Genomic DNA, 20362 nt, shown 5'->3' on the forward strand with positions numbered 1-20362 from the left:
GGGATACGCATTGCGCAGTTCTATGTGGTGACACTGGAGGTCTTCTGTCATGTCCCGAACCTGGTTGAAGTGGATGCCCGCCGTCGCGGTTCCCGCCGTGATCGTCGCGGGGGTCCTCGCGGTTCCGTTGCAGGCCGGCGCGGCCGTTGACCTGCCGGACAAGACCCCGCAGGACGTGCTCGAACTGGCGGCCGGCAGCACCGTCGACACCTTCTCCGGCACCATCGAGCAGACCTCGGAACTCGGACTGCCCGAGATCCCCAGCACCGGGGACGCCGCCACCGCCGAGTTCGCCGACGCCCTCGACCTGCTCACCGGCAGTCACACCGTACGGGTCTACCAGAACGGCCCCGACCAGAGCCGGGTACAGGTGCAGGACACCATGACCGAGCGCAACCTGATTCAGAACGGCGCCGACCTCTGGCTCTACGACTCCGCCGACAACACCGCCGCGCACACGACCCTGCCGGCCGACACGGGTGACCGGTCGGCGCCGGGTTACACGCCGAGCGAGATGGCCGACACGTTCCTCGCCGAGGTGGCGCCAAGCACCGAGGTGACCCTGGGTGAGAACACCGAGGTGGCCGGTCGCACCGCGTACGAGCTGGTGCTCACCCCGAACACCGACGACACCCTGGTGGGATCCGTCTCGATCGCGGTCGACTCCGAGACCGGGCTGCCGCTGCGCGTGCAGGTCGAGGCGCTGGAGGCCGCGGAGCCCGCGATCAGCGTGGCCTTCACCTCGCTCAGCTTCGACGCCCCGCCCGCCGACCTGTTCGTCTTCACCGCGCCGGCCGGAGCCACGGTCACCGAGGAGTCCCTGCCCACCAAGGACGCGGCCGGCCACCCCGAGGGCGAGACCAGCGGCGTGACCGTCACGGGCTCCGGCTGGGACGCCGTCGTGTCTGTGCCGGCCGGCGCGGATGCCGCGGCCATGGCCGAACTCACCGCCTCACCCCTGTACAGCCAGCTCACCGACGCCGTTGACGGCGGCCGGGCCCTGAGCGCCACCCTCATGAGCGTGCTGATCACGGACGACGGCCGGGTCTTCGCCGGTTCCGTCCCTGTGGAGCGGCTGCAGGCCGCCGCAGCCCAGGAGTGACCATCGCCGCCCGGGCCGGCGACCTGGCCATCGAGACCCGGGCTCTTACCAAGCGGTTCGGCCGCCAGATCGCCGTGGACGCCATCGACCTTGCCGTGCCGATGGGCTCGGTGTTCGGCTTCCTCGGCCCGAACGGGTCGGGCAAGACCACCAGCATCCGGGTGATGCTCGGCCTCGCCGCGGCCACCAGCGGCGAGGTTAGCCTGCTCGGTGAGTCGATGCCGGGCCGCCTGGCCAGGGTGCTGCCGCAGGTGGGCGCCCTGGTGGAGGGCCCCGCGTTCTACCCGTTCCTCTCCGGCGCCGCCAACCTGCGCCGGCTCGACTCCGCCGATCGCGCCGCGCCCGGCCGCAGCCGCCGGGCCCGGGTGGACCGCGCGCTGGACCGGGTGGGCCTGTCGAACGCTGCGGGCAAGAAGGTGTCGGCGTACTCGCTGGGTATGAAGCAGCGCCTGGGCATCGCGAACGCCCTGCTGATGCCGCGCCGACTGCTCGTGCTGGACGAACCGACCAACGGGCTCGACCCGCAGGGCACCCGCGAGGTGCGCGCCCTGGTGCGATCCTTGGCCGGCGAGGGCACCACGGTCTTCGTGTCCAGCCATCTGCTCGCCGAGGTGGAGCACATGTGCACGCACGCGGCCATCATGAGCGCCGGACGCCTGGTGTCCCAGGGCACCCTCGACGAGCTGCGCGCCGGTGAAGCCAGGGTGCGGGTGCGAACCCCGGATGCCGCGGCGGCGATCCGGGTGCTGGCCGCCGCCGGACTGGTGGCCGAGCTGGAGTCCGCGCCGGACGAGCGCGGCGCCGAGAGTTTCTCCGCCGCCGGCGGTTCCTCGAACCGGCCCGCCGACCACTGGGTGAGCGCCCCCCTCGAGGTGCCCGCAGGCGGACACCTCGCAGAGGAAGACCTCGTCGCGGCGCTCGTCGCCGCCGGGGTGCGGGTGCGTGGCTTCCACCTGCAGGACACCAGCCTCGAGGACCGCTTCGTGGCTCTCACCGGAGAGGGGTTCGACGTTGTCCGATAAGACGGTGTCCGATAGGTCGGTGTCCGACAGAGCGGCGCCCGAGAGTGGGCCTGCGGCATCCTCGGCGACGGCGCCGACCGGCTCGCCCCGACCCGGCGGCGCCTGGGCGCTGCTGGTCTCCGAACTGACGGTGCTCTTCCGCCGCCGCCGCACCTGGGCGCTGCTGCTCGCGTTGGCCGCGGTGCCGGTGCTCATCGCCGTCGCCGTGCGGCTCTCCTCGCAGGAGCCGACCCCCGGCCGCGGTCCGCCGTTCCTCGACCAGGTCACCCAGAACGGCCTGTTCGTCGCCGTGACCGGACTGATCGTGTCGATCCCGCTGTTCCTGCCGCTCACCGTGGGCGTCGTCGCGGGGGACACCATCGCGGGCGAGGCCGGCCTGGGCACCCTGCGCTACCTGCTCGCGGCCCCGGCCGGGCGGGTCTGGTTGCTCGTGGTGAAGTACATCGGCGCCGCGGTGTTCTGCCTCGCGGCCACGCTCACCGTCGTCACCGCCGGGGTGCTCGCCGGGCTGGCACTGTTCCCGGTCGGCCCGCTGACCCTGCTCTCCGGAGACACCATCAGCCTGGCCGAGTCATTCCTGCGGGCCCTGCTCATCGCCGGCTACGTCACGGTCTCACTGCTCGGCCTCTCGGCCATCGGGCTGTTCTTCTCCACCCTCACCGTGGTGTCCGTCGGGGCGATGGCCGCCACCATCGTGCTCTCGGTCGTGGCGCAGGTGCTCGACTCGCTGCCGCAACTGGACTGGCTGCATCCGTGGCTGTTCAGCCACTACTGGCTCGACTTCGCCGACCTGCTGCGCCAACCGATCGATTTCACCTCGTTCGGCGCCAATGCGTTGCTGCAGGGCGGCTATCTGCTGGTCTTCGGGGCGCTCGCCTACGGCCGATTCGCCACCAAGGACATCCTGAGCTGAGGTCGCCGGGCAACCCGAGACGGGCCCGCGCTGCGCCGCTTTCTATGCAATTGACATGAGTGTGCCAGAACGGGCCGCTATCGCAGGTCCCTTGCAGAACGGGAGCCTACGGTAATATTCTGCCCTCATTCGGGGGGTGAATCCGGAGGCATCTGTTTTGGCAATCGAAAGTACCCCACCCGTCGTTAGACCGAGCAGCCCGCCGCGGGTTCGCTTGGCGGATGTCGCCGTTCGGGCCGACACCTCGTGCGCCCCGGCCGACGCGGGCACAATCGTGACGGGCATCGCCCTCTCCACCCAGTCGGTGCAGCCGGGCGACCTTTTTGTGGCCCTGCCCGGCAAGAACGGCCACGGCGCCGCGTACACCGACGGCGCGGTGCAGGCCGGCGCGGTGGCCGTGCTCACCGATGCAGACGGCGAGGCCGAGGCGCGTGCCGCCGGCGTGCCCGTTCTCGTGAGCGACAACCTGCGCGGCCGACTGGGCGAACTCAGCGCCTTCATCTACGGCACCGCCGACAGCGCCCCCACGATCTTCGGCATCACCGGAACCAACGGCAAGACCACCACCGCCTACGTGCTCGAGGCCGTGCTGCGCCAGATGGGCCTGGTCACCGGCCTGTCCACCACGGCCGAACGCCACATCGCGGGCGAGGTCTTCGTCTCCAGGCTCACCACCCCCGAGGCCACCGACGTGCACGCTCTCCTCGCCCGCATGAAGGAAAAGCAGGTGGAGGCCGTGGTGCTCGAAGTCAGCGCCCAGGGCCTGACCCACGGCAGGGTCGACGGCATCGTCTTCGACGTCGCCGGCTTCACCAACCTCTCGATCGACCACCTCGACGACTACGGCACCATGGAGAACTACTTCGACGCCAAGGAGCTTCTGTTCCGGCCGGACCGCGCCCGCAGAGGCGTCGTGAGCATGGAGACCCCCTGGGGCCTCAAGCTGCTGTCCGAGCCGAAGATCCCGGTGACCTCGATCTCGGCGGATGCCAAGACCGACCCGGATTGGCGCCTGGACATCCTCGAGGCCCTGCCGGAGGCCACCCGGTTCCGGGTGCAGAACCGGGCCGGCGAGTTCGTCGAAACGACGGTCGCGCTGCTGGGCGACCACCTCGTCGCGGACGCCGGGCTGGCCGTGGCGATGATCGTCGAGGCCGGCTACGACGCCGCCCGGGTGCAGGCGGCGCTGCAGGACGGCATCGAGGTGTACATCCCCGGCCGCACCGAGAGCGTGTCCGGTCCGACCGGCCCGCGCGTCTACGTGGACTTCGGCCACAGCTCCGACGCGTTCGAAAAGACCCTGCGTGCGGTCAAGGCCGTCACCACGGGCCGGGTCATCATGCTCTTCGGCGCCGACGGCGACCGGGACCCGGTCAAGCGCCCCGAAATGGCGCGCGTCGCGGCGGCCGGCTCCGACATCGTGGTCATCACCGACCACCACCCCCGCTTCGAAGACCCGGCCAGCATCCGACGGATGCTCGTGGACGCCGCCAGGGAAGCCTTCCCCACCAAGCAGATCGTGGAGGTCTCCCCGCCGGAGGCCGCGATCGACTACGCGGTCGACCTGGCCAGGGACGGCGACGCCATCCTCTGGGCCGGACCCGGCCACCAGGACTACCGCGACATTCGAGGCGTGCGCACACCGTACTCGGCGCGCGCTTTGGCCCGGGAGGCCCTCGCCCGGCACGGCTGGCCGGTCTCCTAACTCGCGAACTGTGACCTAATCACCAAAACTCCCGGTTTCAGGTGCTTAAGTCACGGCTTGCGTGGGGGTCGGCGCGCACACCCTCGGTCCAGGTGGCGACGCAGAGCGGCACCCCCGGCCGGTAGGCCAGATGTGCCACCGACGGGGCATCGAGCACCTGCAGATCGGCGCGGCCGCCGATGCGGAGCGAGCCCACGGCATCGGGCCCGTGCTCACGGCCGACCGCCCGCGCCGCGCCGCGGGTGGCCGCCCAGACCGCCTCGCGCACGGTCAGGCCCATCTGCAGCACCGCCGTGGCCACGCAGAACGGCATCGACGTGGTGTACGAGGTGCCCGGGTTGCAGTTGCTGGCCAGCGCGATGTGTGCGCCCGCATCGAGCAGCCGACGGGCGGGCGGGAACGGCTGCCGGGTGGACAGGTCGCAGGCCGGAAGCAGGGTGGCCACGGTGTCGGAGCCGGCCAGGGCGTCGACGTCGGCGTCGTCGAGGTGGTTGCAGTGGTCCACGCTGGCGCAGCCGAGCTCCACGGCGAGCCGCACGCCACCGCCGGCGCCGAGCTGGTTGCCGTGCAGGCGGAGGCCCAACCCGGCGGCCCGGCCGGCGAGCAGCACCTCGCGGCACTCGTCGACGTCGAACGCTCCGGTGTCGCAGAACGCGTCGATGAAGTCGACGTGCGGGGCCACCGCCTGAAGCATCGGACCTGTCACCAGGTCGAGGTAGTCGCGCCGGTCGATGCCCGGCGGCACCAGGTGGGCGCCGAGGAAGGTGACGACATCGGCGACCTCGGCCGCCGCCCTGGCACCGCGGAGTTCGGTGGCCAGGTCGAGGCCGTAGCCGGTCTTGGTCTCCAGGAAGGTGGTGCCCGAGGCAGCGGCCTCCCGGCGGAGGCGGCGGGCATTGGCGACCAGATCGGCCTCGCTCGCTGCCCGGGTGGCGGCCACCGTGGTGGCTATGCCGCCGGCGGCATATCTCTGCCCGGCCATGCGGGCCTCGAACTCGGCAGCCCGGTCACCGGCGAAAACCAGGTGGGTGTGGGTGTCGACCCAACCGGGGAGCACCGCCCGGCCGTGCACATTCACCTCGCTGTCGGCGGCGGGCGCGTCCGCGGCCGGCCCGATCCAGGCGATGCGGCCGTTCTCGATCACGAGCGCGGCATCCGCCAGCCTGTTGTCGTCATGACTGTCATGGCTGGACTCGGCGGCTTGGGTGGTGAGCTCTGCGATCCCGGTGATCAGTTCGGCGGTCATCGTGGGGCCTTCCGGTCGGGGTGAAGAACGGTGATGCAACTGTTCCTGTTCCGGACAATTGTGGCCGGTGCGCCGGTAACAGTTGTCCGCATGGGGCACAGAAGAGCCGGGCGCGGGTGGTCATGCGGGGCTCGGGGCGGCGGGGAAGCTGCCTGTGTCGGGGGAGCTGAGGGCGTCGAAGGGATCGAGGGCGTCGAGCGCATCGCCGAGGAGCGCCGCGGGCGACCCGTCGAGGGCGAGGGCGGCCGCGGCGGTGCCCACCAAGCGGCCGCTGTCGGCGACGATGCGGCCGGCCACGATCACCCGCCGCACGTCGGTCGCCGTGGCGGCGAGCACTAGCTGGTCGAGCCGGGCCCCGATGGTGCGGATGCTGCGCGCATCGACCTCGACCAGGTCGGCCGGGTCACCCGGGACCAGGCGCGCCCGACCGAGGCCGAGGGCGGCGTAACCGTCGGTGCCGGCGGCCTGCAGCAGCTCCGCCGGGGTGAACCGGCCGCGACAACCGGAGGCCAGGCGTTCGCCCATCTCCAGGCCGCGCAGCTCCAGGAACGGGTCGATCACGGCGTTCTGGTCGGAGCCCAGGGCGACCGGTGAGCCCGCGTCGGCCAGGGCCCGGGCCGGACCGATGCCGTCGCCGAGGTCGGCCTCGGTGCTCGGGCACATCGATACGGTGACACCGTTGGTGCCGAGTAGGCGCACGTCGTCGTCGCTGAGGTGGGTGGCGTGCACCACGCTCAACCGTGGTGTGAGGGCGCCGAGGCCGTCGAGCACTCCGGTCGGCGTGACCCCGTATGCGGCCAGGCAGTCAGCGTTCTCTTGCACCTGTTCGGAGAGGTGGATGTGCAGCGGAACGTCGGCCGGCAACCCGGCGAGGATCTCGCGCATGGCCTCCGTCGGGACTGCCCGCACGGAGTGCAGCGCGGCACCGAGGCTGACCAGGGCCGGTTCGGCCGGCCGGGCGGCGGCATCCGCGTCGAGAGTCTCGCGCAGACGCGCCCAGCGGGCCAGCCAGCCGGCGGCGGAACCGTCGCTGAAGGCGCGTTGCTCGGGCCGCAACGGGGTATGGATACCGCCGGCCAGGTAGCTGGTGTCCAGCAGCACCAAGCGGATGCCCACCTCGCGGGCCGCGGTCGCCAGCGCGAGCTCCATGGCGTGGGCCTGCGGGTATGGCGCGCCGCCCGACTGGTGGTGCAGGTAGTGGAATTCGCCGACGGCGGTGTAGCCGCTGACCAGCATCTCGGCGAAAACGGCCCGCGCCAGCCGCAGATAGCGCTCGGGGGTGAGCGCCTGCGCCACGGCGTACATGGACTCACGCCAGTGCCAGAAATCGCCGCCCTGGTCGTGGGTGCGGCCGCGGAGTGCCCGGTGGAAGGCGTGCGAGTGCGCGTTGGCCAGCCCGGGCAGAACAGTGCCGAGGCGGATGTCGCCGGGCTCGACCGGAACACCATCGGTGCGGTCGGTCAGGCGGCCGTCGATGCCGGCGGACAGGCGCACGCCGGCGACCGCGACGCCGTCGACCAGCAGCGCCTCGCACCAGTAGGTGGCGCCTGTCGGCAGCGGGCTGCTCGCCGGGGGCGAGGTCACAGCAGCTCCCGCAGCAGGGTGTCGAGGGCGTCGACGCCGGCGAGGCAATCCGCCAGGGTGGCGAATTCCTCGGGGGAGTGCGAAATGCCGGTGGGGTTGCGCACGAACAGCATCGCGGTGGGCAGCCGGGCGGCGAGCACTCCGGCGTCGTGGCCGGCTCCCGTGGCCAGCGCGGGCACGCCGCCGAGCGCGAGGGCCAGGCGGGCGGCCAGCTCCGGGTCGAAGGTGACGGTGCCGGTCCAGGACTCCTCGACCACGGTCGCGGCGCAGCCGGAGTGCGGGGCCTGCAGCCGGGCGGTGATGTCGCCGACCACGGCGCGGGCCTGGTCGTCGGTGTCCGCGCGGGCGTCCAGCCAGGCGGTGACGGCCGAGGGGATCACGTTGGTGCCGCCGGGTATCGCCTCGATGCGGCCGACGGTGGCACGGGCCCCCGGGTTGGCCAGGGCGGCCTGCTGCACCGCGACGATGGCATGTGCCGCGGCCACCATGGGGTCGCGGCGGCCGGACATCGGGGTGGCGCCGGCATGGTTGCCCTGGCCGGTGAAACTCAGCCGCCAGCGCCCGTGGGCGAGGATGGAGGAGGCCACCGCGACGGGTTCACCGAGGTCGATCAGGCGGCGGCCCTGCTCCACATGCAGTTCCAGGAATATGCCGATGCGGTCGAGGGCGGCCTGGTCTCGGCCCAGGTGTGCAGGGTTGAGCCCGGCCGTTTTCGCCGCCTCGGCGAGGGTGATTCCCGCCCGGTCCGTCAGGGCACGGGCCGTATCGGCGTCGATCGCGCCGGAGAGCAGCCGGGAACCGAGGCAGGCCACCCCGAATCTCGAGCCCTCCTCCTCGGCGAACACCAGCACGGCGCAGGGCCGGCTCGGCACGAAACCGGCGGCCTGCAGTCGGGCGACGGCGTCGAGGGCGGAGACCACGCCGAGCGGGCCGTCGTAGGCGCCGCCGCCGGGCACCGAGTCGAGGTGGCTGCCGACCACCACGGCATCCGCGCCAGGTTCGCCCCACCAAGCCCAGGTGTTGCCGTTGCGGTCTGTCTCCACAGCCAGCCCGAGCCGCTCGGCACGTTCGGTGAACCAGGCCCGCAGCTCGTGTTCGGCCGGCTCCCAGAGGTGCCGGGAGTAGCCGGCGGCACGCCGGTCCCTGCCGGTGTCGGCGATCTCGTCGAGGCCGGCCAGCAGGCCGTGCGCGATGAGGTCAGGCATGCGGCGCATCCGCGACCGAGCCGGCGGGCGCATCCGTCTCCCACATCGGCACCCGCAGGCCGCGTTCGCGGGCCACCTCTTCGGCGCGTTCGTAGCCGGCGTCGACGTGGCGCATGACGCCGGTGCCCGGGTCGTTGGTGAGCACCCGTTCGATCTTCTCGGCGGCCAGCGGGGTGCCGTCGGCCACGATCACCTGGCCGGCGTGGATGCTGCGGCCGATGCCGACCCCGCCGCCGTGGTGGATCGAGACCCAGGTGGCGCCGGACGCGGTGTTCAGCAGGGCGTTCAGCAGCGGCCAGTCGGCGATGGCGTCTGACCCGTCTTTCATGGCCTCGGTCTCCCGGTAGGGCGAGGCGACCGAGCCGGAATCGAGGTGATCACGGCCGATCACGATCGGGGCGGACAGTTCGCCGGAGGCGACCATCTGATTGAACTTGAGGCCGGCCAGGTGGCGTTCCTGGTAGCCGAGCCAACAGATGCGGGCGGGCAAGCCCTCGAAGCGCACCTTCTCGCCGGCGGCGGTGATCCAGCGACGCAGGTGCTCGTCATGAGGAAACAGGTCCACGATGGCCTTGTCGGTGGCCGCGATGTCGGCCGGGTCGCCGGAGAGCGCCGCCCAGCGGAACGGGCCCTTGCCCTCGGCGAAGAGCGGCCGGATGTAGGCGGGCACGAAGCCGGGGAACTCGAACGCCCGCTCGCAGCCGCCGAGCAGCGCCTCGGCGCGAATGGAGTTGCCGTAGTCGAAGACCTCGGCTCCGGCATCCTGAAAATCGACCATCGCCTGCACCTGCTTGGCCATCGCGGCGCGGGCCCGGTCGGTGAACTCTTCGGGTTTGTCGGCCGCGTAGGCGTGCCAGTCGGCGACGCTGACGCCCTCGGGCAGGTACGCGAGCGGGTCGTGTGCGCTGGTCTGGTCGGTGACGATATCGATGGGTACCTCGCGGGCGCGGAGCTCGGCGAACACCGTGGCGGCGTTGCCGACCAGGCCCACCGACAGTGGCCGGCGATCGGCCTTCGCCGCCAGCACCCGGGCGATGGCGTCGTCGATGTCGTCGGTCATCTCGTCGAGGTAGCCGCGCTCGACCCGGCGCTCGAGCCGGGACGGGTCGACGTCGACGATGAGCACGACGCCCTCGTTGAGGGTGACCGCCATCGGCTGGGCGCCGCCCATGCCGCCGGCGCCGCCGGTGAGGGTGAGGGTGCCGGCCAGGGTGCCGTTGAACCTCTTGGCGGCCACGGCGGCGAAGGTCTCGTAGGTGCCCTGCAGGATGCCCTGGGTGCCGATGTAGATCCAGGATCCGGCGGTCATCTGGCCGTACATGGTGAGGCCCAGGGCCTCGAGCCTGCGGAACTCCGGCCAGGTGGCCCAGTCGCCGACGAGGTTGGAGTTGGCGATCAGCACCCGGGGCGCCCACTCGTGGGTACGGAACACGCCCACCGGCTTGCCGGACTGCACAAGCAGGGTCTCATCCTTCTCCAGCGTGGTGAGGGTGCGCACGATGACGTCATACGCCGCCCAGTTGCGGGCAGCCTTGCCGGTGCCGCCGTAGACCACCAGCTTCTCCGGGTGCTCGGCGACCTCGGGGTCGAGGTTGTTCATCAGCATCCGCAGCGGGCCCTCGGTCTGCCAGCTCTTGGCGGTGAGGGTGTTGCCGCGGGCGGCGCGCACGACGCGCGGGGCGTGCGGGTCGGTGGCCGGCACATCCGCGGCTGCTGGCGCCGTGCTGTCGGTCAGGTCGGTCATGAGCGGGTCTGCTTTCTCGAGAGCTGAGCGTGCGGATGCGGTTAGTACAGCGAGCCGGTCATGGTCTGGGCGGCGTCGAGTAAGGCGCCGCTGCGTGCGGATGCGGCGACCGACTCGATTTCGGGGGAGAGGAACCGGTCGGGGCCGGGGCCGGCAACGCCCCGGCGCACCTCGGCCAGCACGGCACCGGTCGCGGGCCCGGGCTTCAGCGGCGCGCGCAGGTCGAGGGCGCGGCTCGCGGTCATGATCTCGATGCCGAGCACCCGGGCGAGGCCGTCGATGCCGGTGCGGAGCTTGCGGGCGGCGTGCCAGCCCATGGATACGTGGTCCTCCTGCATGGCCGAGGAGGGGATCGAGTCGACCGAGGCCGGCACGGCGAGGCGCTTGAGCTCGGAGACGATGCCGGCGGCGGTGTACTGGGCGATCATCAGGCCGGAGTCGACCCCCACGTCGTGGGCGAGGAAGGCCGGCAGACCGTTGTTGCGGGCCGGATCGAGCATCCGGTCGGTGCGGCGCTCGGACATGCTCGCCACGTCCGCGACGGCGATGGCGAGGAAGTCGAGCACGTAGGCGACCGGGGCGCCGTGGAAGTTGCCGTTGGACTCGACCCGGCCGTCGAGAGTGACGACGGGGTTGTCGATCGCTGAGGCCAGTTCGCGGTCGGCGATGCGGCCCGCGTGCTCAACGGTGTCCCGGGCGGCGCCGTGCACCTGCGGGGCGCAGCGCAGCGAGTACGCGTCCTGCACCCGGGTGCACTCCGGGGTCTGGTGGCTGGCCACGATCGGCGAGCCGGCGAGCAGGTGGCGGAGGTTCTCGGCGGAGGCCTGCTGACCCAGCTGCGGGCGGAGGCCGGCGAGGTCGGCGGCGAAGACGGCGTCGGAGCCGAGCAGGGCCTCGATGCTCATCGCGGCGGCCACGTCGGCGGTGGAGAACAGGGTCTGCAGGTCGTGCAGGGCCAGGCTGAGCTGGCCGAGCATGCCATCCGTGCCGTTGATCAGGGCCAGGCCCTCCTTCTCGGCCAGGAGCACCGGCTCGAGGCCGGCGGCGGCCAGGGCGTCGGCGGCGGGCAGCTCAGTACCGGCGCGGTCGCGCACGGTGCCCTCGCCCATCAGCGCCAGGGCGCAGTGCGCCAGCGGGGCCAGGTCGCCCGAGCAGCCGAGCGAGCCGTATTCGCGCACGATCGGGGTGATGCCGGCGTTGAGCAGGCCGGCATACGCCTCCGCGGTCGACAGACGGATGCCGGTGCGCCCGGTGAGCAGGGTGGACAGGCGCAACAACATCAGGGCGCGCACGGTCTCCCGTTCCACCTCGGGGCCGGAGCCGGCCGCGTGTGAGCGCACCAGGCTCTGCTGCAGCCGGGTGCGATCGGCGGCGTCGATGAAGGTGGTGGCCAGGGCGCCGAAGCCCGTGGAGATGCCGTAGTGCGGCGCCGTGTCGGTGGCGAGCACCTCGATGGTGGCCCGGCTGGCGGCCACGGCGGCGCGGGCGTCATCGCCGAGCAGCACCGGGGCGTCGTGGCGGGCGACGGCCACGACATCCGCCACGGAGACCGGGCCGGTGCCCACTGTGACGGGGGACGGGGTGATGTTGGTGGCGGGCAGGACGGTGTCGACGGTGTGCATGTGTCCATCTGACTCCTGCCCGGTCCTCGGCGCACGGGGCTCAGCCGACTTGGTGTCTCGGATACGAGACACTTGCCGGATCCCCACAGCGGGTTAGGGTGGCGCGTGAACGGGTCCTCGGGTGGGCCGGTCGTCGACCCACAGGAGGTACCGGATGCTGTCGACCGACCTGATCACGGATGCGTTCGGCCGTGTGCAGGGGGCTGTGCACGCCGCCCTCGTCGGAGCCGGCCCCGAGCTGCTGGGGTACCGGGCCGACCACGAGGCGAACACCATCGCGTGGCTGGTCTGGCACCTCACCCGGGTGCAAGACAACCACGTGGCCGATCTCATGGGCGAGCCCCAACTGTGGACGTCGGCGGGCTGGCAGAAACGGTTCAACCTCCCCTTCGCGCCGACGGCGACCGGCTACGGCCAGGGTTCCACCGAGGTGGCCGCGGTGCGGGCCGGTGCTGACCTGCTGCAGGGTTACTTCGACGCGGTGCACGAACGCACCCTCGGCTACCTGGCCACCCTGCACGAGGACGATTTCAGTCGCATCGTCGACACCCGCTGGACCCCGCCGGTGACCCTGGCGGTGCGGCTGGTCAGCGTGATCGCCGACGATCTGCAGCACGCCGGCCAGGCCGCGTACGTGCGCGGGTTGGCGCAGCGGGCCGGCCTGCTCTGAGCCGGGCCGATCGCCCGGCTAGGCTCGGTGTCAGCACCTCGACACTGGAGAGCCCGTGGCCCACTCGTATCCGCTGTATGTGAACGTGCTGGCGCAGTGCTTCTGCTGCCAGTCGCTGCAGCCGTTCCACTTCACCTCGGCGACCGACCAGGTCGTGTGCGGCCACTGCCTGCGCCACCTCGGGCCCGAAAAGGCCGAGCAGCGCGACGCCGACCACATCAAATTGTGGCTGGGGCAGTTCGCCGCGCAGCAAGAGACCCTTCAGGAGCTGGACGCGACGACCACCGCGACGATCGCCGAGCGGGACGCCGAGATTGCGGCGTTGGCCGCCCAGGTCGCCGACCTCACCGGCATCGTGGCCGGCCGCTTCGACCGCGGGCCCGACGCGGGCCTGCGCGGCCTGCTCGAGACCGAGGTGCTCAAGCGGGCCGAGCGCAAGGCCGAGCTCGGCCAGCGCCGAACGGATGCGGCCATGGCCGTGCTCTGGGAGATCGACAGCCTGCACCGGGTGACGCCCGCCGACCCGCAGCACTGCGGATGCGGCAAGTCGGCCGCTGCCTGCCCCGAAACACGTGCACTCAACCCGATGCGCCAGGCGCTGGGCGACTGGGAGAGCAAGAACCAGAAGCTGCACGCCGCCGGCCAGCGGCACGCCCTGCCCGCCGGGCATCCCGACCTCACCTGACGCGCTGCGCATCCACCCTGACCGCACCCGTACCAGCAGACAACTGTTCCCGGTGCGGACAATTGCGCCCGGTGTGCCGGGCGCAGATGTCCGAATCGGGCACAGATGTGGCGCTGGGCTAGCGGGCGACCGAGGACTGGCCGGGATCGCGCGCGCCGAGGCTCGACGAACCGGGGCTCGGCGTGAGGCCGAGGCGGCGCACGATCTCGGCGGCCTCCTCGGCGGGCTTCCGGCCGGCGTCGATGGTGATCGCGTTCTCGTCGGGCTCCGGCGGCTCGAGCGCGTCCACCTGCGAGTCGAGCAGCGAGGTGGGCATGTAGTGGTCGTGCCGGGTGGCCAGGCGGCGCCCGATCAGGTCTTTCGACCCGGTCAGGTGCACAAAGATCACGTTGTGCTCGCGCAGCACGTCGCGGTAGCGGCGCTTGAGCGCCGAACAGGTGATGATGCCGGGCACGCCCGCCATGGAGTGCTCGATGATCCACGAGGAGATCGTGTCGAGCCACGGCGCGCGGTCTTCATCGTTGAGAGGCTCGCCAGAGGACATCTTGTCGATGTTCTCCTGCGGGTGCAGGTCGTCGCCCTCTTCGAGGTCCCAGCCGAGCTGGCCGGCGAGGATTCCCGCCACGGTGGACTTGCCGGATCCGGAGATTCCCATGATCACGAGCACGGGTTGCTGATTCTCGAACACGGCTAGATCACGATGTTCAGGAGGAGGACGCCGGCCAGGCCGGTGACGGAGATGAGGCACTCCATGACCGTCCAGGTCTTCAGGGTCTGCGGAACGCTGGTGCCGAGGTACTCCTTGACCAGCCAGAAGCCCGCGTCGTTGACGTGCGAGAGGAACAGCGAACCGGCGCCGATGGCGAGCACCATGAGCGACACATCCGTGGAACTCAGGCTCGCGGCGACCGGGGCGAGGATGCCGGCGGCCGTGACCGTGGCGACGGTGGCCGAGCCGGTGGCGACGCGAACCAGCGCGGCGACGACCCACGCCAGCAGCAGCACCGAGACGCTCGAGCCGTTGACCGCGTCGGCGATGACGGTGCCGATGCCGGTGTCGATGAGCACCTGCTTGAAGCCACCGCCGGCGCCGACGATGAGCAGGATGCCGGCGATCGGGGGAAGCGAGTCAGCGAGCGACTTCGAGACCGCAGCGCGGTCCATGCCGCCGCCGCGACCGAACACGATCATGGCGTAGATCACGGCGATGCCGAGCGCGATCATCGGGGTGCCGAGGAAGTCTAGTGTGGCGTTGAGCGGGTCGGTCGAGCCGGGGTTGATCGCGTCGGCGATCGACCTGGCGAGCATCAGCACGACCGGCAGCAGGATTCCTGAGACCGTGGCGATGAAGCTCGGGCGCTTGATGTTCTCTTCGAGACCCTGGTCGGCGGCGGTGATGAACATCTCGGGAACGGGCACCTTGACCCAGCGGGCAGCGAACTTGCTGAACAGTGGGCCGGAAATGATCACCGTGGGGATGGCGATGAGCACGCCGATGGCCAGGGTGAGGCCGAGGTTGGCGTTCAGGGTGGTGACGGCCACGAGCGGGCCGGGGTGCGGCGGCACCAGGCCGTGCATGACCGACAGGCCGGCGAGGGCCGGGATGGCGATACGGATGAGCGACTGCCCGCTGCGACGGGCGACCAGGATGATGACGGGGATGAGCAGGACCAGGCCGACCTCGAAGAACATCGGCAGGCCGATGAGGCCACCGATCAGGGCCATGGTCCACGGCAGGGTGCGCACGCTCGAACGGCTCACCAGTGCGTCGACGATGCGGTCGGCTCCGCCGGAGTCGGCCAGCAGCTTGCCGAACATGGCGCCGAAGCCCACGAGCACACCCACGCCGGCCATGGTGGAGCCGAAGCCCGCACCGAAGCTGGTGACCGCGGCGTTGGGGGCCATGCCGGCGCCCACACCCACGCCGACGGCGCCGATGGACAGGGCCAGGAAAGGATGCACCTTGAGCCACGTGATCAGCACGATGATCACGGCGACACCGATGGTCGCCGCGAGAATGAGTTGCAGGGTGCTGCCGGCGGGAACCACTGGTTCCACCGCCTGAATCGCGCGGGTCACATTCATCTCGAGAATCCGTTCCGAGGCCGCGTCCCTGCGACCCCTTCGTCATGTGGTGAACACGTAAGTCGCCCTCTCGCCGCGGGATGCGGCATAGTGAAGGAGGAAGTACGTAATCTGATTAATCTGATTAATCGGATTTATGAAGTCTTACACAACGACGGCGATGCAGGCAACATCACCGAAGTGCAGAGTGCGATGACGCAGGCTGGGACGGATCGGTGCGACGGGGTCGCACCGGGTGAGTGAGGGTGTGACAGTGACTGCAGTGGGCGACGAAACCTGGCGGGACCGGGGATTGCACGCGCGAGTGGTGAATGCGCTCGGCCAGGAGATCGTCGACGGAACCTACGCGCCCGGCGACATCCTCAATCTGGACAGACTGAGCGAACGGTTTACCGTGTCGCGCTCGGTGCTGCGCGAGGCACTCCGGGTGCTGCAGTCTCTGGGCATGGTCGAACCCCGGCAGCGCGTGGGCACGCAGGTGCTGCCCCGGCAGTTGTGGGACCTCTTCAGCCCGCAGATCATCCAGTGGCGCGGCCAGGGAGACTACTTCGCCCAGATGCGCGAAATGCTCGAGCTGCGCCTGGGCATCGAACCCGTGGCCGCGCGGCTGAGCGCCCGCCTGATGACGACAGAGGAGCGGGAGGCCGTCGCCCGGGCCGCCGCCGTCATGGTCCAGTCCGACCAGGCACAGGACGGCCGGCGGTACCTCGAGGCCGACGTCGACTTCCACACCCTGATCCTGCAGGGCTCGGGCAACGCGGTGATGGGCCACTTCGCGAGCACCGTGGCGGCGTTGCTGCGCACCCGGGAGCAGGAGAAGCGCTTCACGATCACCGAGTACACGCCGCCGTCCGCCCATCGGCACAACGACCTGGCCGAGGCCATTGTCGCGGGCGACGAGGATGCCGCCTACTCCTGCGCGTATGCCACCCTCGAGGCCACCCTCACCGAGTTCGTGCAGGAGTCGGCCGACGCGAACTCCACCGCGGGCTAGTTCTCCGTAGCCGGGGCCGGCTCAGAGCCGCGCGAGCCGGTCGATGTCCTCGAGGAACTCGGCGGCCACCTGCGCCGACACCGTCGTGCGGGTGCCGCGGATGCCGGCCAGATAGTCCTGGGTGCCCGGCCCGCCGGGCACGGACTCGTCGGCGCCCGCGGAGAGGGCATCCTCCAAGGCCTGCTGGGAAGCCCGACGGGCGGCGTATTCGATGTCGGCTGGGGAGAAGCCGTCGCTGGCCGCGACGAGGGCCGCGAGGTCGACGGTGCCGGCCACCGCCGGGGGAATGTAGCGCTCCCAGATGGCCTGCCGGGCGGCGGCATCCGGCAACCCGATCGGCACCACGTAGTCGAATCGGCCGTGCCGCAGGAACGCCGAGTCGAGGGTGCGGATGAAGTTGGTGGCGCAGACGAGCAGCCGCCCGGGCCGCTCGCGGAACGCCGGGATGAGCTTGAGCAGCTCGTTGGTCACGCCCTGCAGGGGCGAGGGCGGTTCGCCACCGCGCTGGGCGGCGATCTCCTCGACCTCGTCGATGAAGACCACCACGTTGTCGAGGTCGTCGATCTTGTGGAACGTCTCCCGCAGCGCCCCGGCCAGTCCTTGCGGGTCGCTGGCCAGCCGGGACGGGAACACCTCCACGAACGGCCAGTCCAGCCTGGACGCGATGGCCTTGGCGAAGGTGGTCTTGCCGGTCCCGGGCGGGCCGAAGAGCACCACGGCCTTGGGCGGCACAACGCCGTATTGTTCGGCCATCTCCGGCCGGGCCAGGGGCATCACCAGGCGCCGCTCGAGCAGTTCCTTCTCGCGCACCATGCCACCCACGCTCGCCCACAGGTCCCGCGGCAGGATGCGCCCGCCGAGGTCGGCCAGGGCCCTGATCGACTGGCCCTGCACCGGGATGCGGCGCTCGAAGTAGCTGAGGTGGTTCTTGATTTCGAACCCGCGGTTGAGGAACGCGTCGACCCTGGTGGCGGTCTCCGGCATCAGCGCCGAGAGCTTGGTCAGGCCGTGCGGTGCCATCCGTCGTTCGAGGGCGGCGAGCAGGGCCGAACCGATGCCGTGGCTCTGCCACGGTTTGGTGGTGGCGAGGAACACGATCCAGCCCTGCGCGTGGGCGGCCCGGCCGACCGCGGCGCCGACCACCTCGTCGCCGTGCACGGCCACGACGGCATCGTCCTTCTGGCAGGAGGCGAGCACCTCAGACAGGGCGTAGACAGGGTCGGTGCTGGAGGCGGTGATCTCCTCCCACAGGCGCAGGATGCCGTCGAGATCGTCGGTATGAAAGTCGCGGATACGCCACTCGGTCATCGGGCTCCCTCGGTGTGTGAGGTCACTATGCCACCCTCCCTACCGCGACCCGTGACTCAATCCCCACAAGTTTGCGATTTTTGGGGCTTTCCTCACGGTTCGCGGATGGGCGGGCCCGGCTACTGCAGGCCGTCGACCGAGACCAGGCCGTCGTGGCGGCGGCCGTCGAAGATGATCGTGGGGATCTTCACGGTGGCGATCTTCTCCTCCACGAGGGTCTTGTTGGCGGCGATGATGTCGGTAACCGTGTCCGAAGCGGCCTCGGTCACGACCGCGTCGATCTGGTCGGCGGAGAGGCCGAACTCGCCGAGCCAGTCGACCAGGGTCGCGGTGGCCTCGTCGGAATCCATCGAGTTGATGGTTTCCTGCCACGGCAGGCCGGTTTCGGCCTTTTCGGTGAAGATGCGCTCGAGCACCTGCCAGTCGACGGGGGTCTCGGCGCCGTCCAGCGGGTGCAGCCGCAGGGCCTCGAGGTACTGGGTCACCAGCAGCGAATTGGGGAACTTGTAGCCCTCGGTGCCCGCGATCGGGTAGGCGATATAGGTGAGGTTGTAGGCCGATTCGAAGCCTGCCTCCTCGATGTTCTGGAACAGCGCCTTGCAGAAGGTGCAGCCGGGGTCGATGACCTCGACGGCGACGGGGTTGGCGGTGTCCTCGGTGAGGTAACTGGCATTGGCGGGCAGGTAGTCCTCGGCGGTCCAGGTCTGCAGGCGGGCCGGGATGGCCGCGAAGGTCTCGCCGAGGCTGCCGAATTCGTTGCCGAATGCGCCGAGCACGTCGAACTCACCCAGCGACTCCATGAAGCCCGGCGTCTCATCCGGGATCGAGCAGGCCTCGGCGCCCAGGGTGCAGGATGCCGAATCCTGCTTGTTGCAGGTGCCGTAGACGTAGAGGTTGACGGCGCTTTTGACCACGGTGTAACCCGACCAGATGGTGGTGACCAGAACGAGCACGGCAAGGATCTCGAGGCCGATGCTGGCCGGACGCACGAGCCCCGGCCGGCGCACGGCGATCGGCGCGAGCAGGTGGTCCTTGATGTCCTGCTTGAAGGTGGTGTCGCAGGGCCGGAAGGTGACCCGGCGCCAGGTGCAGTTCCAGGCCTTGCCGACGTAGCGGCGGTACTTGGCCGAGAAGGCGGCCATGACGACCAGGACGATGAATGCGGCGATGCAGAACACTTAGGAGAGGCCTTTCATCAGCCGGGTGAGGGCCTGCGTGGCCGAGTCGATGTCCGACTCGGTCGAGTGCAGGCCGAGGGAGAGGCGCAGCAGCGGGGGTAGCCCGAGCTGTTCCTTCAGGTAGTGGTGGGCGCAGAAGTAGCCGCTGCGCACGGAGATCCGCGAGTGCGAGAGGAACACCGCGAGCCGGTGCGAGTCCTGCGCGGGCGCGTAGAGGCTGATCACCGGGCTGGGCTCGGTGTTCAGCAGTGTGAGTCCGGGGATCTCGGCGAGGCCGTCGTGGAGCCGCCTGGACAGGCCGGTGATGTGCTCGGCGGGGGTGAGCCCGCCGGGGCGGACGTCGCCGAGCCACTCGATCGCCCGGCCGAGCGCGATGATCTCGCCCCAGGCCTGCAGGCCCGGTTCGAGCAGCGCCGCCGGGTCACCCTGAACGAGGTCGAAGTCGTTCTCGCGCACGTCGGAGACCATGCCGCCGCCCACGAAGCCGAGCTCGAGGGAGGTGAGCAGCTCGTGCCGCGCCACGACGACGCCGAGACTTGCGGCGTACATCTTGTGGCCGGAGAAGCAGACCGCATCCGCCTCGGTCTTCTGCAGCAGCGCCCGGCTGTGGCCCATGGCCTGGGCGGCGTCGACGATGACGATGCCGCCGCGGGCGTGAGTGTCCCGCACGAGGTCGGCGAGGTTGCTGAGCTGGCGGCCGTCGATGTTGGACGTGGCGTTGACGACGACGACGGCCTTCTCCAGCTGCGCGGGCTCGTAGAGCAGGGCGCCGTCGGCGGCGCGACCCAGCACCAGGCGGTCGACGCCCAGCCGGCGGGCGGCGGTGATGGTGGGCAGGAACACCGAGTTGTGTTCGACGTGGCTGGTGACGACCCTGGTGAAGCGGCCAAGCGGCAGCTGCTGCAGGAGCAGGTTGAGGCCGTAGGTGGTGTTGAGGGTGAACGACACGGCGTGGCTCTTATTCGAGAGCCCGAGCAGGCCGAGCACGGCCTTGCGGGTGTCGGCCACCGCGGCATCGACCTTCAGGCCCCAGGCGTATTTCACCCGTCCGCCGCAGGCGTTATAGGTCGTGTAGTAGTCGGTGAGGGCGTCGATCACGGGCTGCGGGCGCAGGCTCTGGCAGGCGGCGTCGAGGTAGACCTCACCGGATTGCAGGTAGCCGAAATCGCCCGACCGGCCCGTGTCGAGTCGCTCGGCGGCGGGCCTGCGGAACAGCGTGCTGCGCTTCATAAGGTCTCAACTCCAGGCTCAGCTTAGATTCGCGGCTGTTCCGGGAATGGGGACCAAAGTCCCGTTTGA

Annotated in this window: 17 protein-coding genes; 7 read left to right on the plus strand and 10 right to left on the minus strand. The window is 70.6% G+C overall.

What is annotated here, in order from left to right:
• The first annotated feature begins 49 nt into the window (after positions 1-49).
• The 4 genes from C3B61_RS07665 to C3B61_RS07680 all read left to right on the plus strand — a co-directional run bounded on the left by C3B61_RS07665 (position 50) and on the right by C3B61_RS07680 (position 4742).
• The gene (locus C3B61_RS07665) at positions 50-1102 is read left to right on the plus strand and encodes a LolA family protein (RefSeq protein WP_208858786.1); all 1053 of its coding nucleotides are present in this window, start codon (positions 50-52) and stop codon (positions 1100-1102) included.
• Complete coding sequence (locus tag C3B61_RS07670; RefSeq protein WP_103460087.1) at positions 1099-2124, plus strand: ABC transporter ATP-binding protein; 1026 nt, start codon at positions 1099-1101, stop codon at positions 2122-2124. The genes C3B61_RS07665 and C3B61_RS07670 overlap by 4 nt, the downstream gene beginning before the upstream one ends.
• Before the next feature lie 109 nt (positions 2125-2233).
• A complete protein-coding gene (locus tag C3B61_RS07675; RefSeq protein WP_244285879.1) occupies positions 2234-3037 on the plus strand; it encodes an ABC transporter permease in 804 nt (267 codons plus the stop codon).
• 274 nt (positions 3038-3311) lie between these two features.
• Complete coding sequence (locus C3B61_RS07680; protein WP_244285872.1) at positions 3312-4742, plus strand: Mur ligase family protein; 1431 nt, start codon at positions 3312-3314, stop codon at positions 4740-4742.
• Between the two features lie 37 nt (positions 4743-4779).
• Here the strand turns inward: C3B61_RS07680 and hutI are convergent, their stop codons facing one another.
• From hutI to hutH, 5 genes are all read right to left on the minus strand, one after another.
• Entirely contained in the window at positions 4780-5988 is a 1209-nt protein-coding gene (gene hutI, locus C3B61_RS07685) for an imidazolonepropionase (protein WP_103460088.1), read from the minus strand.
• A 120-nt stretch (positions 5989-6108) separates the two neighbouring features.
• Entirely contained in the window at positions 6109-7572 is a 1464-nt protein-coding gene (locus C3B61_RS07690; RefSeq protein ID WP_244285873.1) for a formimidoylglutamate deiminase, read from the minus strand.
• A complete protein-coding gene (locus C3B61_RS07695; RefSeq protein WP_103460151.1) occupies positions 7569-8777 on the minus strand; it encodes an allantoate amidohydrolase in 1209 nt (402 codons plus the stop codon). The genes C3B61_RS07690 and C3B61_RS07695 overlap by 4 nt, the downstream gene beginning before the upstream one ends.
• Entirely contained in the window at positions 8770-10521 is a 1752-nt protein-coding gene (gene hutU / locus C3B61_RS07700) for a urocanate hydratase (RefSeq protein ID WP_103460089.1), read from the minus strand. Before hutU ends, C3B61_RS07695 begins: the two co-directional genes overlap by 8 nt.
• Positions 10522-10562: 41 nt before the next feature.
• Positions 10563-12143, minus strand: coding sequence for a histidine ammonia-lyase (gene hutH, locus C3B61_RS07705; RefSeq protein WP_103460090.1), 1581 nt, complete (start codon positions 12141-12143; stop codon positions 10563-10565).
• 154 nt (positions 12144-12297) lie between these two features.
• On the opposite strand from hutH, the gene C3B61_RS07710 reads away from it, so the two are divergent.
• Positions 12298-12813, plus strand: coding sequence for a mycothiol transferase (locus tag C3B61_RS07710; RefSeq protein ID WP_088454822.1), 516 nt, complete (start codon positions 12298-12300; stop codon positions 12811-12813).
• Between the two features lie 55 nt (positions 12814-12868).
• The gene (locus tag C3B61_RS07715; protein ID WP_103460091.1) at positions 12869-13498 is read left to right on the plus strand and encodes a hypothetical protein; all 630 of its coding nucleotides are present in this window, start codon (positions 12869-12871) and stop codon (positions 13496-13498) included.
• A gap of 118 nt (positions 13499-13616) precedes the next feature.
• On the opposite strand, the gene C3B61_RS07720 is transcribed toward C3B61_RS07715, so the two are convergent.
• Together C3B61_RS07720 and C3B61_RS07725 are read right to left on the minus strand one after the other, a co-directional pair.
• On the minus strand, positions 13617-14153 hold the full coding sequence (locus C3B61_RS07720; RefSeq protein ID WP_103460152.1) for a gluconokinase: 537 nt from the start codon (positions 14151-14153) through the stop codon (positions 13617-13619).
• A gap of 35 nt (positions 14154-14188) precedes the next feature.
• The gene (locus tag C3B61_RS07725; protein WP_103460092.1) at positions 14189-15583 is read right to left on the minus strand and encodes a GntP family permease; all 1395 of its coding nucleotides are present in this window, start codon (positions 15581-15583) and stop codon (positions 14189-14191) included.
• Between the two features lie 247 nt (positions 15584-15830).
• Here C3B61_RS07725 and C3B61_RS07730 point away from each other — a divergent pair, with 247 nt between their 5' ends.
• Positions 15831-16577 (plus strand): FadR/GntR family transcriptional regulator, encoded by a 747-nt coding sequence (locus C3B61_RS07730; RefSeq protein WP_133159763.1) that lies wholly within the window; start codon positions 15831-15833, stop codon positions 16575-16577.
• A 21-nt stretch (positions 16578-16598) separates the two neighbouring features.
• Here C3B61_RS07730 and C3B61_RS07735 read toward each other — a convergent pair whose 3' ends face one another.
• The 3 genes from C3B61_RS07735 to C3B61_RS07745 all read right to left on the minus strand — a co-directional run bounded on the left by C3B61_RS07735 (position 16599) and on the right by C3B61_RS07745 (position 20293).
• The gene (locus C3B61_RS07735; protein ID WP_103460094.1) at positions 16599-17885 is read right to left on the minus strand and encodes an ATP-binding protein; all 1287 of its coding nucleotides are present in this window, start codon (positions 17883-17885) and stop codon (positions 16599-16601) included.
• 119 nt (positions 17886-18004) lie between these two features.
• On the minus strand, positions 18005-19063 hold the full coding sequence (locus C3B61_RS07740) for a DsbA family protein (protein WP_103460095.1): 1059 nt from the start codon (positions 19061-19063) through the stop codon (positions 18005-18007).
• On the minus strand, positions 19064-20293 hold the full coding sequence (locus tag C3B61_RS07745; RefSeq protein ID WP_103460096.1) for an aminotransferase class V-fold PLP-dependent enzyme: 1230 nt from the start codon (positions 20291-20293) through the stop codon (positions 19064-19066). It abuts the gene before it with no gap.
• Positions 20294-20362 lie beyond the last annotated feature (69 nt).

Source organism: Cryobacterium zongtaii, assembly GCF_002909375.1.
Lineage (GTDB): Bacteria > Actinomycetota > Actinomycetes > Actinomycetales > Microbacteriaceae > Cryobacterium > Cryobacterium zongtaii.